The following is a 20,132-nucleotide window of genomic DNA, read 5'->3' as shown; positions in this document are numbered from 1 at the left end:
CCGGCATGAAGTCACGTTTGATCCTGGTATCCGTTCTGACCGGCCTGTTGGCGGCATGCGCCAGCGTGCCCACGCCCGAGGTGCGCCGCGATGCGGATATCCGCAATGGCGGCGCGGGCGCGGCGCAGACTTCGCCGCTGAATTCGGTGGAAGAACCCGAGACCGGCCCCCAGGCGGTGATCCGCCGCGGCAACGGCCAGATGATCAACCGCGGTGCCGCCTCTGCGCCGCCGCCGTCGCTGGCGGGAATGAGCGGGGGCGGGGCCAGCTTCAATTTCGAAGGCGAATCCGTGCACGCGGTGGTCAAGGCCATCCTTGGCGACATGCTGGGCCAGAACTACGTGATCGCGCCCGGCGTACAAGGTACCGTCACCCTGGGTACGCCGAAACCGGTTTCCCCCGCACAGGCCATGACCCTGCTGGAGCAGGTGCTGGCGCAGAACAACGCGCGCATGGTCTACAGCGACGGCCGCTACAACATCATGCCGGCCGACCAGGCGTTGTCCGGCACGCTGGCGCCGCGTACCGGTCCCGCTTCCAACGCCCGCGGTTTCGAAGTGCGCGTGGTGCCGCTGCGCTTCATCTCCGCCGGCGAAATGAAGAAGGTGCTGGAGCCCTACGCGCGGCCCAACGCCATCGTCGGCATCGACTCCACCCGCAACGTCATCACCCTGTCGGGCACGCGCAGCGAACTGGAGAACTACCTGCGCACGGTCGAGATCTTCGATGTCGACTGGCTGTCGGGCATGTCGGTGGGCGTGTTCCCGCTGGAATCGGGACGCGCCACCAAGGTGGTGGCCGATCTGGAGAAGGTCTTCGGCGAAAGCAGCAAGACCCCCAGCGCGGGCATGTTCCGCTTCATGCCGCTGGAAGGCGCCAACGCGGTGCTGGTCATCACTCCGCAGGCCGCCTACCTGGACCAGATCCAGGACTGGCTGGAACGCATCGACGGGGCGGGGGAAGGTTCGCGCCTGTTCTCGTATGAGCTGAAGTACATCAAGGCCAAGGACTTGGCCGATCGTTTGGCCGAAGTATTCGGCGCCGGCCGCAGCGGCAGTAGCCAGGAAACTGGCGGCAACTACCCGGCGTCGCTGATGCCGGGTACCGACCCCGTGGAAATCAAGGACGGTGCCAATGGCGGCAGCGTCGATTTTGGCGGCAACAATTCCGGTGGTGATACCTCGTCGACCGACGGTGGTACGGGAGGTGGTTCGTTGTCGCTCAACCAACGTTCGGGCGGCAACGGCAGCGTCACTCTTGAAGTGGAAGGTGATCGTGTGGGCGTGTCCGCGGTCGAAGAGACCAACACCTTGCTAGTGCGCTCCAGCGCCACCGCCTGGAAGTCGATCAAGGACGTCATCGAGAAGCTCGATGTCATGCCCATGCAGGTGCATATCGAGGCGCAGATCGCCGAAGTGCAACTCACCGGCGACCTGGAATACGGGGTCAACTGGTATTTCGAGAATGCGGTCAATGCAGACACGGACGACGGCGGTGCCGGTTTGCCGAGTGCGCTCGGACGCAATATCTGGGGCGACATCTCCGGCAGCATCACTGGCAGTGCCGGGTTGGGCTGGACTTTCCTGGGCAGGAACGCCGCCGCCGTGGTCAAGGCGCTGGACAAAGTAACCAATCTGCACCTGCTGCAGACGCCTTCGGTGTTCGTGCGCAACAACAGTGAAGCGACCTTCAACGTCGGTAGCCGCATTCCCATTCAGTCGGTCAGTTTCAATCCGGGTACAGGGACCGACGGCACGTACAGCCAAGTGCAGTATCTGGATACGGGCGTCATTCTCAAGGTGCGGCCGCGCATCACCAAGGATGGAATGGTCTTCCTGGACATCGTGCAGGAAGTCAGTTCCCCCGGAACAGTCGCTGCCGATGCGCAGGGCAACGTACGCATAGACACTCGCAGGTTGAAGACCGAGGCGGCGATCCAGAGCGGCGACACAGTGATGCTGGCCGGTCTGATCAAGGACAGCGTGGACAACGGTTCTTCAGGAGTTCCTTTCCTGAGCAAAATTCCCGTCCTGGGCTCGCTGTTCGGCACCAAGAGCCAGAATACCGAGCGCACCGAAACCATCGTGCTAATCACGCCGACGATCATCCGTAATCCGCAGGAAGCACGCGACCTCACCGACGAGTACGGACAGAAGTTCCGCGCCCTGGAACCTCTGCACCAGCCCAAGAAAAAGTGAGCCCATCGCCCGCCGCCACGCTGCCCGTCATCCTGTTGCCGGTCGGCGTCGACGACGATGCGCTCGACGCCTGCCTTGGATCGCTGGATGCCGGTACGCCCGCAGGTACGCGCATCTGGCTGGCCGATGATGCGCAGGCCGGGCCGCGCGGCACCGCCATCATCGAGCGCTGGTTGAAGCGCACCCGGCTGCAAGCCGATTACACGCGCCGCCAGAGCATGATCGGCGAAGTCGCGCACTTGGACGAAATGCTCAATGCCTGCGCAGGCGCCGACATCGTGGTGCTGGCGCCCGATGCGCAACCGTTGCCGGGCTGGCTGCAGCAACTGTCGGCCTGTTTTTCCCGCGATGCCTCCATCGCCAGCGCCACGCCCTGGTGCAATGCGGGCGAGGCCGCGTCATGGCCACGACTAGGCGAGATCGCACTGCCGCCGCACGATTTCGAACGCACCGCCGCCGCCTGTGCCGCCATGCCGCCGCTGCATCCGGAATTGCCCTCGGCCGTCAATCACGCAGTCGCGCTGCGCGGAACCGCACGGCAACGCGCCGGTGGACTGGACATGAGCAGCTACGCCTCGTGGTACGCAGCGCTGATAGACCTGTCCCTGCGCATGTCCGGACTGGGCTGGCGCAACGCCCTGTGCGAAACCGCCTTCGTCGCACGCGGCGGCGAAGGCACGCCCGCCGATGGCGACATGGACGCGCTCAACGCGCGCTGGCCGGCCTGGCACGCGCGGCTGGCGAACTTCCTCATGCAGGATCCATTGCGCGAGGCGCGCGAACGCCTGGCTACCTTGTATGCCGAAACCGGATCGCCCGCGCCGCAACGCGAACTGTTCACCGATGACTTCGATCCCGTTCGTGATGAGCCTGTCGAACCACGCTCTTCGCAGGAGCGCGGGCATGACTGACGCGCCAGAGGCGGCAATCGCCGCGATCGTGGTGAGCCATGAAAGCGCGAGCACGCTGGAACGATGCCTTCAGCGGCTGCGCGCCGCCCGCGAGGTCGTTGAAATCCGCGTGATCGACAACGCTTCGCTGGACGGCACGCTCGACATCATCCAGCGCCATGCGGCGCAGGATCCGCGGGTCCGCTTCATCGGCAATCCCGACAATCCCGGCTTCGCTGTCGGTTGCAACCAGGGCGCCAGGGAATCGACCGCGCCGTGGCTCGCATTCGTCAATCCCGACCTGATGGTGGAAGCCGACACGCTGGCACGCCTGCGCGCCCATGCGCTCTCCGTCGGCAGCGACGCCTTGCTGGGCGTGGACCTGGTGGACGAGGCCGGGGTGCGCGACGCCGCCGCGCGACGACGCGATCCCGATTTCGGCGCGATGCTGCGCGCCCCGGGCCGCGCATCCAAGCTGGCCGTGCCGATCCGCGACGACCAGGCCTTGCAGCCGGTCCAAGCCATCTCCGGCGCGCTGATGCTGATGCCGCGCGCCTTGTTCGATCGCCTGGGCGGTTTCGACGAAGACTACCGCCTGCATGCCGAAGACCTGGACCTGTGCCGTCGCGCCCGTGAAGCCGGCGCGTTGGTGGCTGTGGCCAACGATATCCGTGTGCTTCATGTCCGCGGAGTCTCCAGTCGCGCCCGTCCGGTATTCGTCGAATGGCACAAGCACCGGGGCTTGTGGCGGTATTTCCGCAAGTTCGAATCGGCGCGCCGCGGTCTTCCCGCGCGCGCCGGCGTGTTCGCGATGATCTGGTTGCGGTTCCTGGCCAGGTTCATGCGAACATTCGGTTCGCGCATGAACGGGGAAACGCGTTGACCATTCTTGAATCGGGCCTCTGCGCCAACTGCGACCAGGCCGTGCTGGGGCCGGCGCAGAAGTTCTGTCCGGCCTGCGGCCAGCCCACTCCGGCTCATCGCATCGATTGGCATTTCCTCGGCCATGAGCTCGAGCACAGCGTGCTGCACATGGATCGCGGCATTCTTTATTCGCTCAAGGGGCTGATGCTGCGACCGGGCCACCTGATACGGGACTACATCGAAGGTCGGCGCGGCGGACAGGTCAAGCCGTTGATGCTGTTGATGATCATGGCGGCGGTGGTGGTCTTGGCCAGCAAGTTCTTTCTGCAAGGCGATGTCGTTGGTTCGATGATGTCCGCAGGCGGCGCCGGTACGGCCAAGGCCAACGCAGGCGCGCAGGTCGATCCGGCGCTGATGGCGAAGGCGATCGCGGCAGCGACGGACTGGACGAACCATCACTTCGCTGCCTTCACCCTGCTGTTGTTGCCGCTGGAGGCACTGGCGCTCAAGCTGTCGTTCCATCGCCAGGGCAATCCGAATTATCCGGAATGGCTGGTCATCACCGCCTTCTTGACCGTGCAGACCTTCGTCCTGTGGACGCTTGCGGTGCCGCTGCAGCGATGGTTTCCGCAAGCGCTGCTATGGGTGGTGTGGTTGGCGCTCGCCTACAGCGTTTTTTCGCTGGCGCAGTTTTTCCATCCCTATCCGCGCTGGAAATCCACGCTGCGCGCCCTGCTGGGTTTCGGGGTCGTCATGCTGGCCAGCTTCGTCCTGACCATGGTCGTGGCTTTCGTCGTGTACGCCAGGTTGCAGCAGGTGTGAAGCGTGTTGCCATGCCGGGATGCCGCTCGTTCATCGATGTGGTGGTTTGAGGGTCCGTTAGATCTTCGATGAAGCTGGGCCGGATCCTAATGGGCGAGAAAAAAATGAATCGTCATCCCAGCGAAAGCTGGGATCCATTTTGATCTCGGCGCAATTCTCCAGCGGCAAGGGATGGCTGTTCGATCAGCCACCTTTTGGCTCATGGAAACCCCGGGTACTGCAATGTCCAAGCTTCCCGCGAAGATCAAGATGGATCCCAGCTTTCGCTGGGATGACGATTCATTTGTTCGGGTTGGTTTCAGATGATCGAATCAGCGCCCACGTCCTTGGATCCCCGCCTTCGCGGGGATGAAGATTTGGCAAAGCCGTGCGCGAAGCGCACGGGCCAAATCTTCACTTCAAAGCCTTGAACCTCAACCGTTTCGGCTGCGCGCCTTCCGCACCCATGCGGCGCTTCTTGTCTTCCTCGTACTCGCGGTAGTTGCCCTGGAAATACTCCACGTGCGAGTCGCCTTCGAAGGCCAGGATGTGGGTGGCGATGCGGTCCAGGAACCAGCGGTCGTGGGAAATGACGAACGCATTGCCCGGGAATTCCAGCAACGCGTCTTCCAGCGCGCGCAGGGTTTCGATGTCCAGGTCGTTGGACGGTTCGTCCAGCAGCAGCACGTTGCCGCCCTGCAGCAGGGTCTTGGCCAGATGCAGGCGGCCGCGTTCGCCGCCCGATAGCGAGCCGACCATCTTCTGCTGGTCCTGGCCCTTGAAATTGAAGCGGCCGATGTAGGCGCGCGACTGGATTTCGATGCCGTTGATGTTGAGGATGTCGGCGCCGCCGCTGATCTCCTGGAACACGTTGTGGTTGCCTTCCAGTTTTTCGCGGCTCTGGTCGACGTAGGCGATGTTGACGGTCGGGCCCATTTCGATTTCGCCCGAGTCCGGCTTCTCCTGCCCGGTGATCATCTTGAACATGGTCGACTTGCCGGCGCCGTTGGGGCCGATGATGCCGACGATGGCACCCTGCGGCACGGTGAAGCTCAGGTCGTCGATCAGCAGGCGGTCGCCGAAGCGCTTGGAGACGTTCTTGAACTCCATGACTTTCTGGCCCAGGCGCTCGCCCGGCGGAATGAAGATCTCGTTGGTTTCCTGCCGCTTCTGGTAGTCGACGGCCTGCAGTTCTTCCATGCGGGCAAGACGCGCCTTGCCCTTGGAGCGGCCGCCCTTGGCGTTCTGCCGCGACCATTCCAGTTCCTTGGCGATCGCCTTCTGGCGCGCCTTTTCCTGGTTGTCTTCCTGCTTCAGGCGGTTGTCCTTCTGGATCAGCCACTCGGTGTAGTTGCCCTTCCACGGAATGCCGCGGCCGCGGTCCAGTTCCAGGATCCACTCGGCGGCGTTGTCCAGGAAGTAGCGGTCGTGGGTGACGGCCACCACGGTGCCGGTGTAACGAGCCAGGAACTGCTCCAGCCATTCCACCGACTCGGCGTCCAGGTGGTTGGTGGGTTCGTCCAGCAGCAGCATGTCGGGTTTCTGCAGCAGAAGCTGGCACAGCGCCACGCGGCGCTTCTCGCCGCCGGACAGCTTGCCGATCACCGCATCCCAGGCCGGCAGGCGCAGGGCGTCGGCGGCCACGTCCAGCTGGTGCTCCAGGGTGTGCGCATCGCCGCTGGCCAGGATGGCTTCCAGGCGCTGCTGCTCGGCGGCCAGCTTGTCGAAGTCGGCGCCTTCCTCGGCATAGGCTTCATACACGCGGTCCAGCGCGGCCTGGGCCTGCAGCACCTCGCCCACGCCTTCTTCCACCGCCTGGCGCACGGTGTGCTCGGGGTTGAGCTGCGGCTCCTGGGCCAGGTAGCCGACTTTGATGCCGGGCTGCGGCCGTGCTTCGCCGGCGAAGTCCTTGTCCACGCCGGCCATGATCTTGAGCACCGTCGATTTGCCGGCGCCGTTCAGCCCCAGCAGGCCGATCTTGGCTCCGGGAAAGAACGACAAGGAGATGTCCTTGATGATCTGGCGCTTGGGCGGAACGGTCTTGCTGACGCCGTTCATGGTGTAGATGTATTGCGACATGGTGTCTCCGGAAATGGCGCTGCCGTGCCCGCGCAAGGGCCGCACGGAGGTAAAGGCTGGGAATGGTGGAATTATACCGGTTGCAGCCGGCTGGCTGCTGTCTTAACGGATTTCTACAGGGCCCGCGACGGCAAGATGCCATTCAGCGCTGCGGTCCGATATTGGCCTCAAGTTCCCACCCCGGAGGTATGCACCATGCGCCACGCTATCAAGTCAGGCCTGTCGCTTTTGTTGGTCGTGACGGCATTGGCCGCCGCCCCGGCCATGGCGCGGGATCACGGCCGCGGCCATGACCGCGACTATGATCGCGACCGCTATGGTTACCATGATCGCGACCGCGACCACGATCATCGCGACTACGGGCGTTACGACGACCGCAGGCGCGGCCACGACCGCGATTACGGTTACAGCCGCGACGACCGTTATTACCGCGGCGACCGCTATTACCGTCCGGCGCCGCGCGTGGTCTATCGCCCGGTCTACCGGCCCGCCTACCACCCCGGCTACGGCCCTCCGCGTTGGGCCAGGGGCGTGCGCTACTACGACCGCGGCTACGGCCCCACCTATGTAGTGCGCGACTACTACGACTACGGTCTGCGCCCACCGCCACGCGGCTATTACTGGCGCCGTAGCGATGCCGGCGATTTCCTGCTGGTCGCCGTGGCGACCGGGATCATCGCCGACCTGATTTTGGGGCATTGATGGCGGTTCCGGCTCCGTGACCGGAGCCCCCCAGGGCCGGAATGATCCTGAAAGCGCGCCGAAAGGCGCGCTTTTTTGTGGCCGTGGGGGCAGGGGGCTACAATCGGCGACCCATTCCCCTCCGGAGCTCCGATGTTCCCGCGCAACGCCCGTATCGAAGGTTACGATCCTGAACTGGCCGCGGCCATCGCGTCCGAGAACCGCCGGCAGGAAGACCACGTCGAGCTGATCGCGTCGGAGAACTACTGCAGCCCGCGGGTGATGGAAGCGCAGGGCAGCCAGCTGACCAACAAATACGCCGAAGGCTACCCCGGCAAGCGCTACTACGGCGGCTGCGAATACGTGGATATCGCCGAGCAGCTGGCCATCGACCGGGTGAAGCAGCTGTTCGGCGCGGGCTCCACGGAAGGGATGTACGCCAACGTGCAGCCGCATTCGGGTTCGCAGGCCAACCAGGCGGTCTACTTGGCGTTGTTGAACCCGGGCGACAAAATCCTGGGCATGTCCCTGGCCCATGGCGGTCATCTGACCCACGGCGCCAAGGTCAATATCTCGGGCAAGCTGTTCGACGCCATGCAGTACGGCGTCAACGACCAGGGCCTGATCGATTACGACGAAGTCGAGCGCCTGGCGCTGGAGCACAAGCCGAAGATGGTCGTGGCCGGCTTCAGCGCTTACTCGCAGAAGATCGACTGGGCGCGGTTCCGCGCCATCGCCGACAAGGTCGGCGCGTATCTGTTCGTGGACATGGCGCACGTCGCCGGTCTGGTCGCCGCGGGCGTGTATCCCAACCCGCTGCCGCACGCGCATGTGGTCACTTCCACCACGCACAAGACCCTGCGCGGTCCGCGCGGCGGCATCATCGTGGCCAAGGGCGCTGGCGAGGAAATCGAGAAGAAGCTGCAGAGCATCGTCTTCCCCGGCATCCAGGGCGGTCCGCTGATGCACGTGATCGCGGCCAAGGCGGTCGCCTTCAAGGAAGCGCTGGAGCCGGAATTCAAGGCTTACCAGACGCAGGTGGTGAAGAATGCGCAGGCGATGGCCAAGACCATCATTTCGCGTGGCTACAAGATCGTTTCCGGCGGCACCGAAAACCATCTGATGCTGGTCGACATGATCGGCAAGGGCGTCACCGGCAAGGCCGCCGAGGAAGCGCTGGGCAAGGCCCACATCACCGTCAACAAGAACGCGGTGCCCAACGACCCGCAGAAGCCATTCGTCACCTCCGGCCTGCGCCTAGGCACTCCGGCGGTCACCACGCGCGGCTACCTGGAGCCGGATTGCGTGGCGCTGGCGAACTGGATCTGCGACGTGCTGGACGCGCCGGGCGATGAGAAGGTCATCGCCGGCGTGCGCGCCAACGTCGAGAAGCAATGCGCGCAATTCCCGGTCTACGGATAATCCCTTTCCCGAATGCATTGTCCTTTCTGCCAGCACACAGACACCCGCGTCATCGACTCGCGCGTTTCCGAAGACGGCGCGACGATCCGCCGCCGCCGCGAGTGCGAAGCCTGCGGCGAGCGTTTCAGCACGCTGGAAACGGTGGAACTGAAGCTGCCGGTGATCATCAAGGGCGATGGCCGGCGCGAATCCTTCGATACGCGCAAGTTGCGGCTGAGCATGGACCGCGCGTTGCACAAGCGCCCGGTATCGGAAGAGCAGGTCGAGGCCTCGGTACGCGCGGTGGTGCATCAGGTACGCATGAGCGGCGAGCGCGAATTGCCCTCGCGCAAGATCGGCGATTTCGTGATGGCGGAAATGCGCAAGCTCGATCATGTCGGCTACGTGCGTTTCGCTTCGGTGTACCGCAGCTTCGAGGACGTGGCCGACTTCCGCGAAGAGATCGAGAAGCTGGAGCGCGATCTGCCTACGGCCAGCGGGCAGTTGCCGCTGCTGGGTGCGGATGTGGTGCCGATCGACAAGAACAAGAAGCGCTAGGTTTTCCCTTCTCCCACCGGGAGAAGGTGGCGCGAAGCGCCGGATGAGGGAGTGGGAATGACTCGCCGGCCAGCTGCATGCAAGCTGATGATCCATTCCCTCATCCGCCCTGCGGGCACCTTCTCCCGGTGGGAGAAGGAAAATCGAAAGCGACATGACTGCATTCACCGCCACCGACCATCTGTTCATGGCCCGCGCCCTGCGCCTGGCCGAACGCGGCGCCTACACCACCAAGCCCAATCCGATGGTCGGCTGCGTGATCGCCCTTGGCGACGAGATCGTTGGCGAAGGCTTCCACCAGCGCGCTGGCGAAGCGCATGCCGAAGTGATCGCATTGCAGGCCGCGGACGCACGCGCCAAGGGCGCGACGGCTTACGTCACCCTGGAGCCTTGCGCCCATAGCGGCCGTACCGGCCCCTGCGCGGACGCATTGATCGCCGCCGGGGTCGCGCGCGTGGTAGCGGCCATGCGCGATCCGTTTCCGCAGGTGGATGGCGCCGGTTTCGACAAGTTGCGCGCAGCTGGCGTCGCAGTCGAGTCGGGGTTGATGGAAGCCCAGGCGCGGCAGCTCAATCGCGGCTTCCTGTCGCGTGTAGAGCGCGGGCGGCCTTGGGTACGGATCAAACTGGGCACCGGCCTGGACGGGCGGACCGCGATGGCCAGCGGCGAGTCCAAATGGATCACCGGCGAGGCCTCGCGCCTGGACGTGCAGAAGTGGCGCGCGCGCGCGGGCGCGTTGATCACTGGTGCCAACACCGTGCTGATCGACGACCCTTCGCTGACCGTGCGCCTGGGCGACGACACGCCCTTCGTGGCGCCGCTGCGGGTGGTGCTGGATCCAGGACTGGCCACCATCGCGCGCGGCAATGTGCGCGACGATTCTGCGCCGACCTTGTATCTGCACGGGTCCGACGTCAAACCTCCGCGCGATCTTCATGTCGAACGGGCCGTCGCGCCGGTGCAACACGGCCGCTTCGATCTGGAGGCGGTGCTGAAGTTGCTGGCCGCGCGCGGGATCAACGAAGTCCAGGTGGAAGCGGGTGCGACTCTGGCGGGCGCCTTCATCGCCGCCGGATTGGCCGATGAGTTGCTGTTGTATGTCGCTCCGGTGCTGCTGGGCGAACGTGCGCGGCCGTTGTTCGCGGGGTTGGGCATCGATGCGATGGCGCAGCGTGCGCAGCTCAAGGTGGTGGATGCGCGCGCCATCGGCGAGGATCAACGGTTGTTGTTAGTTCCAGTCAAGACCGAGAGTACGTAGTCCCCGACATTCTCGTGACGTCATCCCAGCTTTTGCTGGGATGACTTCGATAATTGGTGATGTCGCTGTGAAGCGCTGGAGGCCCCGATAACAACCTTCAAAGATCACTTCTCCCAGGTCGCCGGCGCGTATGCGAACTGGCGCCCCACTTACCCCGATACCTTGTTCGATGCCATCACCGCAGTCGTCCCTGGCAGCGCCGAGGTATGGGAACCCGGTTGCGGCAGCGGCCAGGCCACGCGTGGACTGGCTACGCGCTTCGCCCGCGTGTTCGCCACCGATCCCAGCGCCGCACAGATCGAGCAGCATTGGGCGAAGGAGGCGGAAGCCGCCAACGTGCGCGTAGCGGTGGAGCCGGGCGAAGCGACCTCGCTGGCCGACCATAGCGTCGAACTGGTGGCCGTCGCCCAAGCACTGCACTGGTTCGACCGCGCGCGTTTCTTCGCCGAATGCGGGCGCGTGTTGCGGCCGGGGGGCGTGCTGGCGGCGTGGACCTACCAGGACATGGTGTTTTCCGACGACCTCGCGCCCGCAGCCGAAGCATTCCGCAATCAGATCGAATCCTACTGGCCGTCCGAACGCGCCCAGGTGGATGCCGGCTATGCGGACTACGCCTGGCCATTTCCGGCGTTGCCCGCGCCGGCGCTATGGCTGACCGCCGAATGGAACCTGCCGCAGCTGCTGGGTTATCTGGGCAGCCTCTCCGCCACCGCCCGCTGCCGTACCGCCACTGGCCGCGATCCGGTCGAAGACCACGCGGATGCTCTGGCTTCGGCCTGGGGCGATCCCCAGCGCGAACGCACCATGCGCTGGCCATTGATCCTGCATCTACGCCAACAGCCCCTGTAGGAGCGGGCCCTGCCCACGACGCCTTTCAGGACCCGGTCGAAAGCGTCGCGGGCAGGGTCCGCTCCTACAGAACAGCGGGTGGAACGCTTCGTCCGGCCACCGGCGCCGGGCCCGAATGGTAGAATTCGCGCGCCGGTCCGCCGGCAAACACAACGTAACGTCTTCAGGGCGGGGTGAGATTCCCCACCGGCGGTAGGTCCCAAGCGCGCAAGCGCCGCGGATGAGCCCGCGAGCGCCTCCGGCAAACCGCTTCCACAGCGAGCGCCGGAGGGTCAGCAGATCCGGTCCGATGCCGGAGCCGACGGTCATAGTCCGGATGAAAGAAGACGGTCGCGCGCGGCCTTGCGGTCGCGTCGCTTCGTGCCCTGTGGGCGTTTTTCGCATTCACTTCGCGGGAAACGTTTCATGCCCATTGCAATCAAATATTCGCGCACCGCTCTCCAGACCAGGAGCGGTCGCTGATGTTCACCGGAATCATCGAAGGCGTAGGCCGCCTGGCCCGGGCCGAAAACCGGGGCGGCGACGCTCGCCTGACCATCGAAGTCGGCGGCCTTCCCTTCGCCGATGCGCGACTGGGCGAAAGCGTCTCCGTCAATGGCGTGTGCCTGACCGTGGTGGCGTTCGACGCGAATTCTTTCGAAGCCGATGCTTCCAACGAAACGCTGGCGCTGACCACGCTCGGAAGCCTGGCTGCCGGCGCCCTGCTGAACCTGGAACGCGCCATGCGTCCCACCGACCGTCTTGGCGGCCACCTGGTCAGCGGCCATGTCGACGGCGTCGGCAAGGTCCTCGACATCCGCCAGGACGCGCGCGCGCAGCGCTGGCGTTTCGCCGCGCCGCCGGCTTTGCTGCGCTATATCGCCAAAAAAGGTTCGATCTGCGTGGATGGCGTCAGCCTCACCGTCAATGAAGTAGACGCAGCAGGTTTCGAAGTCGCACTGATTCCTCACACCGTTTCGAATACAGCCTTCGCGCAGACTTCGGTCGGCGACACGGTCAACCTGGAGATCGATCTGGTCGCGCGATACGTCGAACGTTTGCTCGGCACCGGTTCCGCAGGAGCGGGCGCATGAGTTTCGCCCCCATTCCCGAATTGCTGGAAGAAATCCGCAATGGCCGCATGGTCGTCATCGTGGACGACGAGGACCGCGAGAACGAAGGCGATCTGATCATGGCCGCGGAAATGGTCAAGCCGTCGGACATCAATTTCATGGTCACCCACGCGCGCGGTCTGGTCTGCCTGTCGTTGACCCGCGAACGCTGCCGCCAGTTGGGCCTGCCGCCGATGGTCCAGGACAACACGTCGCAGCACCACACCAACTTCACCGTCAGTATCGAAGCGGCCGAAGGCGTAACCACCGGCATCTCCGCCTACGATCGCGCCCACACCATCCGCACCGCGGTACGTCCGGACGTGAAGCCGCAGGACCTGTCGCAGCCCGGCCATATCTTCCCGCTGACCGCGCAGCCGGGCGGGGTGCTCAACCGTTCCGGCCACACCGAAGCGGCCACCGATCTTGCCCTGCTGGCGGGGCTGGAACCGGCCGGCGTGCTGGTGGAAATCCTCAATGCCGACGGCAGCATGGCGCGGCGCCCGCAGCTGGAGCAATTCGCGCGCGAACACGGCTTGAAGATCGGTTCCATCGAAGAGCTCATCCGCTACCGCCTGAGCACCGAGCACACCGTCGAACGGGTGGACGTGCGCGACATCGAAACCGAGCATGGTCCCTTCAAGCTGCACACCTACCGCGACCGCCTGAGCCACGGCCTGCACTTCGCGCTGCTGCGCGGCCAGGCCGATGCCGCCGTTCCCACCCTGGTCCGCGTGCACATGCAGAATCCGCTGGCCGATGCACTGCACTGGCGCCGCGCGGACTTCGGTCCCGCCGTCGGTGAAGTGCTGGCCGCCATCGCCCGCGAAGACCGCGGTGCACTGGTTCTGTTGGGCGAATCCAGCACGGCCGAATCGATGCTGGAGCGGATCCGGGCGGAGGCCGGGCAACACGAAGCCGAAGCGGTGCGTGGCGGCGGCGCAGTGGCCGAATGGCGGCGCAACGGCGCCGGCGCCCAGATCCTGGCCGATCTGGGCCTGGGCAAGCTGCGGGTGCTGGGCACGCCGCGCCGGCAGGTGGGTTTGGCCGGGTATGGGTTGGATGTCGTGGAGTACGTCCCGTACTAACGGTCATGCTGGGCTTTGCCCCCTTTGACAAAGGGGGCTACGGGGGATTTGCTCTTGATCTTGCTTTGGCGCCAAGAGCAAACCCCCCTCAATCCCCCTTTTTCAAAGGGGGAGGCCTGAAGCGTCTTCAAAGGGGGGAGGTCTGAGGCGTCGCTTTTCCCCGGCTGCTAAACTTGCTGCCCCATCAGGTACCCGCCCATGCCCCATTACGAAGGCGAGCTGCGCGCTCCCGAAGCCGCACGTTTCGCGATCATCGCCAGCCGCTGGAATCCGCGCATCACCGATGCGCTGGTCACCGGCGCGCGCCAGAGCCTGGCCAGCAACGGAGTGGCCGATGCCGCAGTGGACGTGGTCCGCGTGCCCGGCGCCTGGGAAATCCCGGTGGCCGCCGCACGTATCGCCGCAGGCAGCCAGCATGCGGCCATCATCGCGTTGGGTTGCGTGATCCGCGGCGACACGCGCCACTACGAACACGTCGCCGACCGTTGCGCCGAAGGGCTGATGCGGGTGTCGCTGGATTTCGGCATCCCGGTGATGAACGGAGTGTTGGCGGTCGAGCGGATCGAGGACGCCGAAGTGCGCGCCGGCGGCAGCCACGGCAACAAGGGCGAAGAAGCCGCCTTGGCCGCCATCGAAATGGCGCAGCTGCTGGAGCAACTGGCATGAACCGTCACCCGCGCAAGGACGGCCGTCGCGACGGCGTAGATCCGGTCACCCGCGCGCGCGCGCGCCGTCGGGCGTTGCAAGCGGTCTACGCCTGGCAGATGTCGGGCGGCCTGGTGGAGCAGGTGATCGCGCAGTTCGCGCACGAGCAGGCGCATGAGATCGCAGATCTGGAATATTTCGACGATCTGGTGCGCGGCGTGGTCAAGCATCGCGCAAGCCTGGACGAAGCCCTGGTCGGTTATCTCGACCGGCCGGTCGAGGAAGTCGACCCGATCGAGCGCGCCGTGCTGCGCCTGTCGGCCTACGAGCTGATCCACCGCCTCGACGTGCCGTATCGCGTGGTGCTGAACGAGGCCATCGAAATCGCCAAGCGTTTCGGCTCCGAACACGGGCACACCTACGTCAACGGCGTGCTGGACAAGGCCGCCGCGGACTGGCGCACTCCCGAGTTCAGCGCTGCCAGATAACGCAGCCCTGCAAGAGCTTGTAAGAGGCGACGTGGGAGCAGCGTCCCGCCGCGAGCTCTCAACGCACTTTTACTAAAGCGCTTGGCGAGAAACAGAACAAGGCCAAGAGCTCGCGGCGGGACGCCGCTCCCACGGCTGACCTGGTAGTCAAGGATCATCTTCATAGGCTTTATGCTGAAGGCCATGGATATCACTGAGTTCGACCTGATCTCGCGCATCCGTGCCCGCGTTCGCCAGCGCGGCGACGTGGCGCTTGGCATCGGCGACGACGCCGCGTTGCTGCAGGTGCCGCCGGGTCGCGAGCTGGTGGTGACGGCCGACACGCTCAATGCCGGCGTGCATTTTCCGGAAGCCACCGCGCCTGCGGACATCGGCTGGAAATCGCTTGCAGTCAATCTGTCCGATCTGGCTGCGATGGGTGCGGCGCCTGCCTGGTGCACGTTGTCGTTGTCGCTGCCGCAAGCGGACGAGCGCTGGATCGATGCATTCCTCGATGGCTTCCTTGCGCTCGCCGATCAGCACGGGGTTGCGTTGGCCGGCGGCGACACCACACGCGGGCCGTTGTCGATTTCGGTCACCGCGATGGGCCTGGTCGAACCGGGAAGCGCATTGCGCCGCGACCGCGCGCAGGTGGGCGACGATGTGTGGGTAACGGGAACGCTGGGCGATGCGGCGGCGGCTCTTGAGGCGTCGCTGGAAGGGCGCGAAGTCCCCGGGTTATTGCGTCAGCGCCTGGACCGGCCAATGCCGCGCGTCGCTGCGGGTCTGCGGTTGTCCACGCTGGCGCATGCCTGCATAGATATCTCGGACGGCTTGCTCGCGGATCTGGCGCACATCTGCGAACGCAGCGGCGTCGGCGCGGAAATAAACCTGGCGGACCTGCCCGCATCGGCGGAACTGGCAGCAGCGTCGTCAGCAGAACGCTGGCACTGGCAAGCTTGCGGCGGAGACGACTACGAGTTGTGCTTCACGGCCTCCCCGCGCGATCGCGATCTTATCGTGCAGGCGCTGGATTTCACCGACGTTTCCGCAACGCGCATCGGCCGCATCGTCGCAGGGCAGGGCGTTCGCGCCTTCGGTGCAGAGGGGAAGGAATGGCAGCCGCCTCGCCGGGGCTACGAACATTTCGCGTGATATCTGACCAACCGAATATCGTGGGAGCGCCGTCCCGGCGCGAGCTTTTCTGTTCTATCTAAGCGAAAAGCTCGCGCCGGGACGGCGCTCCCACGGGATTTTCGACAGGCTCGCCACGAACCGGACTTGGGCTACGCTTCTTCGAGTACGTTTCGCTAGATGTCGTCCGCGCGAAACGCATCGCGCAGCCAGTTGATCCGCGGCGCCTGCGGATCGCCATCGGCTTCGACCACGTCGAACCGGCATGGGAAGTTGCTGTATTGCCGATGCTGGCCGAGGAAGCTCTGGGCGGCGTACACCAGCTTGCGGCGCTTGCCGACATCCACTGAAGCCGCACCGCCGCCGAAGGCGCCCGACTGCCGGTAGCGGACTTCGACGAAGACCAGCGTCGGACCATCGCGTCCGCTGCCGTCCAGCATCACCAGATCCAGTTCGCCGCCGCGATAGTTCGCATTGGCGGCCACCTCGCGCAGGCCGGCGCGCACCAGCGCGTCGCGTGCGGTCGCTTCGGCCAGATTGCCGCGCGCCTTGCGGTCCAGCGCAGCGCGCTCAGTCGCCGCCGGCGATCGGTGCCGCGCGTCCGCCGTTGAACGTGGACCAGGCCGGCGTGCGGATCACATTGCCGAAACCGTCGAGCTTGAGCACGCCCGTGGCGCCTTTCACTTCTGCATTGTTGCCGGTCGCCAGTTTTTCCAGATAGGCGGTGAGCAGCCACGCGTCGTAGCCGAAGGCGAAAAGGCGGGCCGCCGGTCCGCGCGCGGTCGGCAGACTGGCGCCGATGCTGCTGGCGGCAGGCAGGCCGCCGATGCCTCGCGCCGTCCATACTTCGGTCGGGTAGACGATGCCATCCAGCGCGCTGTCCTGTTCGGGCTTGCCGGTACCGGAAATCAGCTGCGAGGTGGCCACGCGGCTTTTTCCGCCCAAGCCGGCCATGGCCAACTGCGGTGCGATCGCGCGCGCAACGCTGCCTTTCAATGCCAGGAACACGGCATCGACGCCGCGCTGCGAGGCGTTGGCCAGATTCGCGGAAATGCTGCCCGGTGCGTCGCTCACGCCGATCGCTTCGACAACGGTGCCGCCGCGTTCGGTGAAGCGTTCGCGGAATGCGTTGGCCGCGCGCTTGCCGTTGTCGTCGTTGCCGTTGATCACCAGCGCAGTCTTGCGCTCGCGGCTGAGCAGGTACTCGGCGGCGATGATGCCGTCGTCTTCCGGCGCCAGCGAGAAGCCGGCATTGCCGGACGGCGGGGCCGCCGCACCGCGGTTCAGCGCCAGCACCGGCACCGACAGGTTCGTATCGCGGAAGACCGCGGTCACTTCATCGCGGCCCAGCGGCCCGACCACGAAATCCGCGCCGGCCACAGCGGCTTTGCCGTAGGCCTCCACCGCGCCGGCGGGCGTACCGGCGGTGTCGTAGAAATTGATTTCCGGGCGGCGGCGGGATTCGCCGTAGTAACCCGCCAGCAGGCCATCGCGAACCGGCGCAGAGGCTGTGGCCAGTTGTCCCGAAAGCGGCAGCAGCACCGCCAGCTTGACCGGCGGCCGGTAGCCGTCGCGTTCGGCGGCCGGACGATTGTTCAGGTCGAAGCGCCATTGCGCGCCGCGGTCGAAAGGACGGGGCAACGGCAGGCCGCGATTCAGCAGCGCGCGGCCGGCGAAGGCGTACAGCGGATCGCCCACCGGCAGTGCGGCGGCGTCCCGCGCCAGGGTCGCGTTGTCGATGCCGGCCAGCAGGCGCTCGATCTGGCGTGCGTTGTCGATCTTGGCCTGGCCGGTCAGTGCGGCATCGTTGCGGGCCAGCGCCGCGGCTTCCTTCAAAGCGCCGGTGGCCTCGCGGGAAGCGGTGGGGCCGCTCACGTTGGTGGTGGCGCAGCCGGCGAACAGCGCGGCCAGCATCAACAGGGCGGCAGTATTGAGGGGACGCATCCTTCCGAATCGCTTATCCATGGGCTTGCTCAGCGGCCGTACGTGGGAACCGGCTAGGATTGTACCTTCGGCGGCGCGGGACTGCGTTCAGCCCATTGCTTCAGGAAGCCAACGCACATGCCCGCTGGAACGCTGTTCATCGTCGCCACCCCGATCGGCAACCTGGCCGACCTTTCGCCGAGGGCACTGGAGACGTTGAAGACGGTCGCCGGCATCTGCGCCGAGGACACGCGCCACACCCGCCAGCTGCTGTCCCATTTCGGCATCGACCGGCCGTTGCTGGCCCTGCACGAGCACAACGAAGAGGCGATGTCCGAGCGCATCGTCGAGCGCATCTCCAGCGGAGATTCGCTGGCGCTGGTCAGCGATGCGGGTACGCCGCTGGTCAGCGATCCCGGCTATCGCGTGGTCCGCGCCGCGCGCGCCGCGGGCTTGCGGGTCAGTCCCATTCCCGGCGCCTGCGCGGCCATCGCCGCACTCAGCGTGGCCGGACTGCCCAGCGACCGTTTCGCCTTCGAAGGGTTCCTGCCGGCCAAGTCCTCGGCGCGCCGCGAACGCATGGGCCGCCTGGCCAGCGAAACCCGCACGCTGGTGTTCTACGAATCCTCGCACCGCATCGCCGAATCGCTGGCCGACATGCGCGCGGTGTTCGGCGACGACCGCACGGCGGTGATCGCGCGCGAACTGACCAAGATGTTCGAGACGGTGCTCGACGGCACGCTGGCCGAGCTGCATGCGCGAGTGGAGGCCGACGACAACCAGCGCAAGGGCGAGTTCGTGGTGATGGTGCAGGGTGCGGGCGACGACGAGGAGGCGCAGCTGATCGAAGGCAGGCGCCTGTACGCCAAGCTGAGCGAGCACCTGCCGCCTTCGACAGCGGCCAAGCTGGCGGCCGAAATCAGCGGCGCGCCGCGCAAGGTGCTGTACGGGCAGGGCGGAGCGGACTGATCGGCATGCGGGGGCCGGCGTCTCCTGGCGGTCGGGCGGAGGCGGGGGCCTGGGCCGTTTTCCGCGTATTCCTGCGCTTGGGGCTGACTTCATTCGGCGGCCCCATTGCGCATCTAGGCTATTTCCGCGATGAATTCGTCGCGCGCCGCGGCTGGTTGAGCGAAAGGGAATACGCCGAACTGATCGCGCTGTGCCAGTTCCTGCCCGGGCCGGCCAGCAGTCAGGTCGGCATGGCCATCGGCTTATCGCGTGCGGGAATTCGCGGTGCATTGGCGGCGTGGTGCGGATTCACGCTGCCATCGGCGGTTCTCATGATCCTTTTCGCGCTCGGTCTGACGCGCTGGGGAGCCGCGCTGCCGGCAGATGCGTTGCACGGATTGAAGTTGGTGGCCGTGGCCGTGGTGGCGCAGGCGGTGTGGGGCATGGCGCGCCTGTTCTGCATCGATTCGACGCGTGTGCTACTGACGGTGGCCGCTGCAGCGATGGTGCTGTACTGGCCGCAGGCGTGGGTACAGGTGGGCGTCATCGTGTTGGGCGCGGTAGTGGGTCTGGCGCTACGGCGAGTAGCCGCGCCGATAGAAGGCAGCGGTCTGGCGATTTCGTTGTCCACACGTACGGGCCTGTCCATGCTGGCGTGCTTTCTTGCGCTGTTATTGCTGTTGCCGCTGGCCGCGCAGTATTCCTCTTCATCCAACTTGCGGGTGTTCGATGCGTTCTATCGCAGCGGTGCCCTGGTCTTCGGTGGCGGCCATGTGGTGCTGCCGCTGCTGCAGGCCGAAGTGGTATCGCCCGGCTGGATGGACGCCGATCGATTCCTTTCAGGCTACGGTGCCGCTCAGGCGCTGCCCGGTCCCTTGTTCACTTTCGCCGCGTTTCTGGGCGCAGCGATGTCCGCAGGGCCGGGCGGATGGATCGGCGGCTTGCTGGGCTTGCTCGCGATCTTCCTGCCTTCCTTCCTGCTGATGCTGGGCGTATTGCCGTTCTGGTCGCGGCTGCGCGGGCAGCGCGGCGTGCAGGCGGCATTGGCGGGAGTCAACGCGGCCGTGGTGGGTTTGCTGTTGGCCGCGCTCTACGATCCGCTGTGGACCACGGCGGTGCGCGACTGGCGCGATGCCGCATGGGTGGTCGCGGGCTTGGCCGCGTTGATGTGGGCGAAGCTGCCCCCGTGGCTGGTGGTGCTGGTATTGGGCATCGGCGGTGCGGTATCGGTCTGGTTTGCGGGGTAGTCAGCGCATG

Annotated in this window: 18 protein-coding genes, 1 pseudogene and 1 riboswitch; of the genes and pseudogenes, 16 read left to right on the top strand and 3 right to left on the bottom strand. The window is 65.7% G+C overall.

Going from position 1 to position 20,132, the window contains the following annotated elements; translation table 11 throughout:
• Window positions 1–5 precede the first annotated feature (5 nt).
• The 4 genes from gspD to CSC73_RS17370 are packed head-to-tail and all read left to right on the top strand — an operon-like array spanning window position 6 to window position 4,774.
• Window positions 6–2,198, top strand: a complete 2,193-nt coding sequence (gene gspD / locus CSC73_RS17385) for a type II secretion system secretin GspD (protein ID WP_163843050.1) — start codon at window positions 6–8, stop codon at window positions 2,196–2,198.
• Window positions 2,195–3,109, top strand: a complete 915-nt coding sequence (locus CSC73_RS17380) for a glycosyltransferase family 2 protein (RefSeq protein ID WP_246197562.1) — start codon at window positions 2,195–2,197, stop codon at window positions 3,107–3,109. The genes gspD and CSC73_RS17380 overlap by 4 nt, the downstream gene beginning before the upstream one ends.
• Entirely contained in the window at window positions 3,102–3,971 is an 870-nt protein-coding gene (locus CSC73_RS17375; RefSeq protein WP_163843048.1) for a glycosyltransferase family 2 protein, read from the top strand. Before CSC73_RS17380 ends, CSC73_RS17375 begins: the two co-directional genes overlap by 8 nt.
• The gene (locus CSC73_RS17370) at window positions 3,968–4,774 is read left to right on the top strand and encodes a DUF3667 domain-containing protein (protein WP_163843046.1); all 807 of its coding nucleotides are present in this window, start codon (window positions 3,968–3,970) and stop codon (window positions 4,772–4,774) included. Before CSC73_RS17375 ends, CSC73_RS17370 begins: the two co-directional genes overlap by 4 nt.
• 393 nt (window positions 4,775–5,167) lie before the next feature.
• Here the strand turns inward: CSC73_RS17370 and ettA are convergent, their stop codons facing one another.
• Entirely contained in the window at window positions 5,168–6,832 is a 1,665-nt protein-coding gene (gene ettA / locus CSC73_RS17365) for an energy-dependent translational throttle protein EttA (protein WP_163843044.1), read from the bottom strand.
• A 195-nt stretch (window positions 6,833–7,027) separates the two neighbouring features.
• Here ettA and CSC73_RS17360 point away from each other — a divergent pair, with 195 nt between their 5' ends.
• From CSC73_RS17360 to thiL, 10 genes are all read left to right on the top strand, one after another.
• Window positions 7,028–7,534, top strand: coding sequence for an RcnB family protein (locus CSC73_RS17360; RefSeq protein WP_163843042.1), 507 nt, complete (start codon window positions 7,028–7,030; stop codon window positions 7,532–7,534).
• A gap of 132 nt (window positions 7,535–7,666) precedes the next feature.
• The gene (gene glyA / locus CSC73_RS17355; RefSeq protein ID WP_163843040.1) at window positions 7,667–8,935 is read left to right on the top strand and encodes a serine hydroxymethyltransferase; all 1,269 of its coding nucleotides are present in this window, start codon (window positions 7,667–7,669) and stop codon (window positions 8,933–8,935) included.
• Between the two features lie 12 nt (window positions 8,936–8,947).
• On the top strand, window positions 8,948–9,472 hold the full coding sequence (gene nrdR, locus CSC73_RS17350) for a transcriptional regulator NrdR (protein WP_093286807.1): 525 nt from the start codon (window positions 8,948–8,950) through the stop codon (window positions 9,470–9,472).
• 154 nt (window positions 9,473–9,626) lie between these two features.
• Window positions 9,627–10,730 carry a bifunctional diaminohydroxyphosphoribosylaminopyrimidine deaminase/5-amino-6-(5-phosphoribosylamino)uracil reductase RibD gene (gene ribD / locus CSC73_RS17345; RefSeq protein WP_163843038.1) on the top strand — a complete coding sequence of 368 codons (1,104 nt, stop codon included), beginning with the start codon at window positions 9,627–9,629 and terminating at the stop codon, window positions 10,728–10,730.
• Window positions 10,731–10,892: 162 nt separating this feature from the next.
• Window positions 10,893–11,579, top strand: coding sequence for a class I SAM-dependent methyltransferase (locus tag CSC73_RS17340; RefSeq protein WP_211840920.1), 687 nt, complete (start codon window positions 10,893–10,895; stop codon window positions 11,577–11,579).
• Between the two features lie 155 nt (window positions 11,580–11,734).
• A riboswitch (FMN riboswitch) is annotated at window positions 11,735–11,911 on the top strand.
• A gap of 129 nt (window positions 11,912–12,040) precedes the next feature.
• The gene (locus CSC73_RS17335) at window positions 12,041–12,652 is read left to right on the top strand and encodes a riboflavin synthase (RefSeq protein WP_163843036.1); all 612 of its coding nucleotides are present in this window, start codon (window positions 12,041–12,043) and stop codon (window positions 12,650–12,652) included.
• A complete protein-coding gene (ribB, locus tag CSC73_RS17330; protein ID WP_163843032.1) occupies window positions 12,649–13,758 on the top strand; it encodes a 3,4-dihydroxy-2-butanone-4-phosphate synthase in 1,110 nt (369 codons plus the stop codon). Before CSC73_RS17335 ends, ribB begins: the two co-directional genes overlap by 4 nt.
• 198 nt (window positions 13,759–13,956) lie before the next feature.
• Window positions 13,957–14,424 carry a 6,7-dimethyl-8-ribityllumazine synthase gene (ribH, locus tag CSC73_RS17325; RefSeq protein WP_163843029.1) on the top strand — a complete coding sequence of 156 codons (468 nt, stop codon included), beginning with the start codon at window positions 13,957–13,959 and terminating at the stop codon, window positions 14,422–14,424.
• On the top strand, window positions 14,421–14,891 hold the full coding sequence (gene nusB / locus CSC73_RS17320; RefSeq protein ID WP_163843026.1) for a transcription antitermination factor NusB: 471 nt from the start codon (window positions 14,421–14,423) through the stop codon (window positions 14,889–14,891). The genes ribH and nusB overlap by 4 nt, the downstream gene beginning before the upstream one ends.
• Window positions 14,892–15,080: 189 nt before the next feature.
• Window positions 15,081–16,025 (top strand): thiamine-phosphate kinase, encoded by a 945-nt coding sequence (gene thiL / locus CSC73_RS17315; RefSeq protein ID WP_163843125.1) that lies wholly within the window; start codon window positions 15,081–15,083, stop codon window positions 16,023–16,025.
• Between the two features lie 155 nt (window positions 16,026–16,180).
• Here thiL and CSC73_RS17310 read toward each other — a convergent pair whose 3' ends face one another.
• Together CSC73_RS17310 and CSC73_RS17305 are read right to left on the bottom strand one after the other, a co-directional pair.
• On the bottom strand, window positions 16,181–16,564 hold the full coding sequence (locus CSC73_RS17310) for a YraN family protein (protein WP_163843122.1): 384 nt from the start codon (window positions 16,562–16,564) through the stop codon (window positions 16,181–16,183).
• 10 nt (window positions 16,565–16,574) lie between these two features.
• Window positions 16,575–18,011: pseudogene (locus tag CSC73_RS17305) on the bottom strand (penicillin-binding protein activator); the annotation flags it as partial.
• A 54-nt stretch (window positions 18,012–18,065) separates the two neighbouring features.
• Here CSC73_RS17305 and rsmI point away from each other — a divergent pair.
• Complete coding sequence (rsmI, locus tag CSC73_RS17300) at window positions 18,066–18,896, top strand: 16S rRNA (cytidine(1402)-2'-O)-methyltransferase (protein WP_163843020.1); 831 nt, start codon at window positions 18,066–18,068, stop codon at window positions 18,894–18,896.
• Window positions 18,897–18,901: 5 nt separating this feature from the next.
• Complete coding sequence (chrA, locus tag CSC73_RS17295) at window positions 18,902–20,122, top strand: chromate efflux transporter (protein WP_163843017.1); 1,221 nt, start codon at window positions 18,902–18,904, stop codon at window positions 20,120–20,122.
• Window positions 20,123–20,132: the final 10 nt, after the last annotated feature.

Origin of the sequence: Pseudoxanthomonas sacheonensis, assembly GCF_010093305.1 — a bacterium.
GTDB classification, from domain to species: domain Bacteria; phylum Pseudomonadota; class Gammaproteobacteria; order Xanthomonadales; family Xanthomonadaceae; genus Pseudoxanthomonas_A; species Pseudoxanthomonas_A sacheonensis.
The sequence above is the reverse complement of the archived record's forward strand: the minus strand, read 5'-3'. Positions and strand labels throughout refer to the sequence as shown.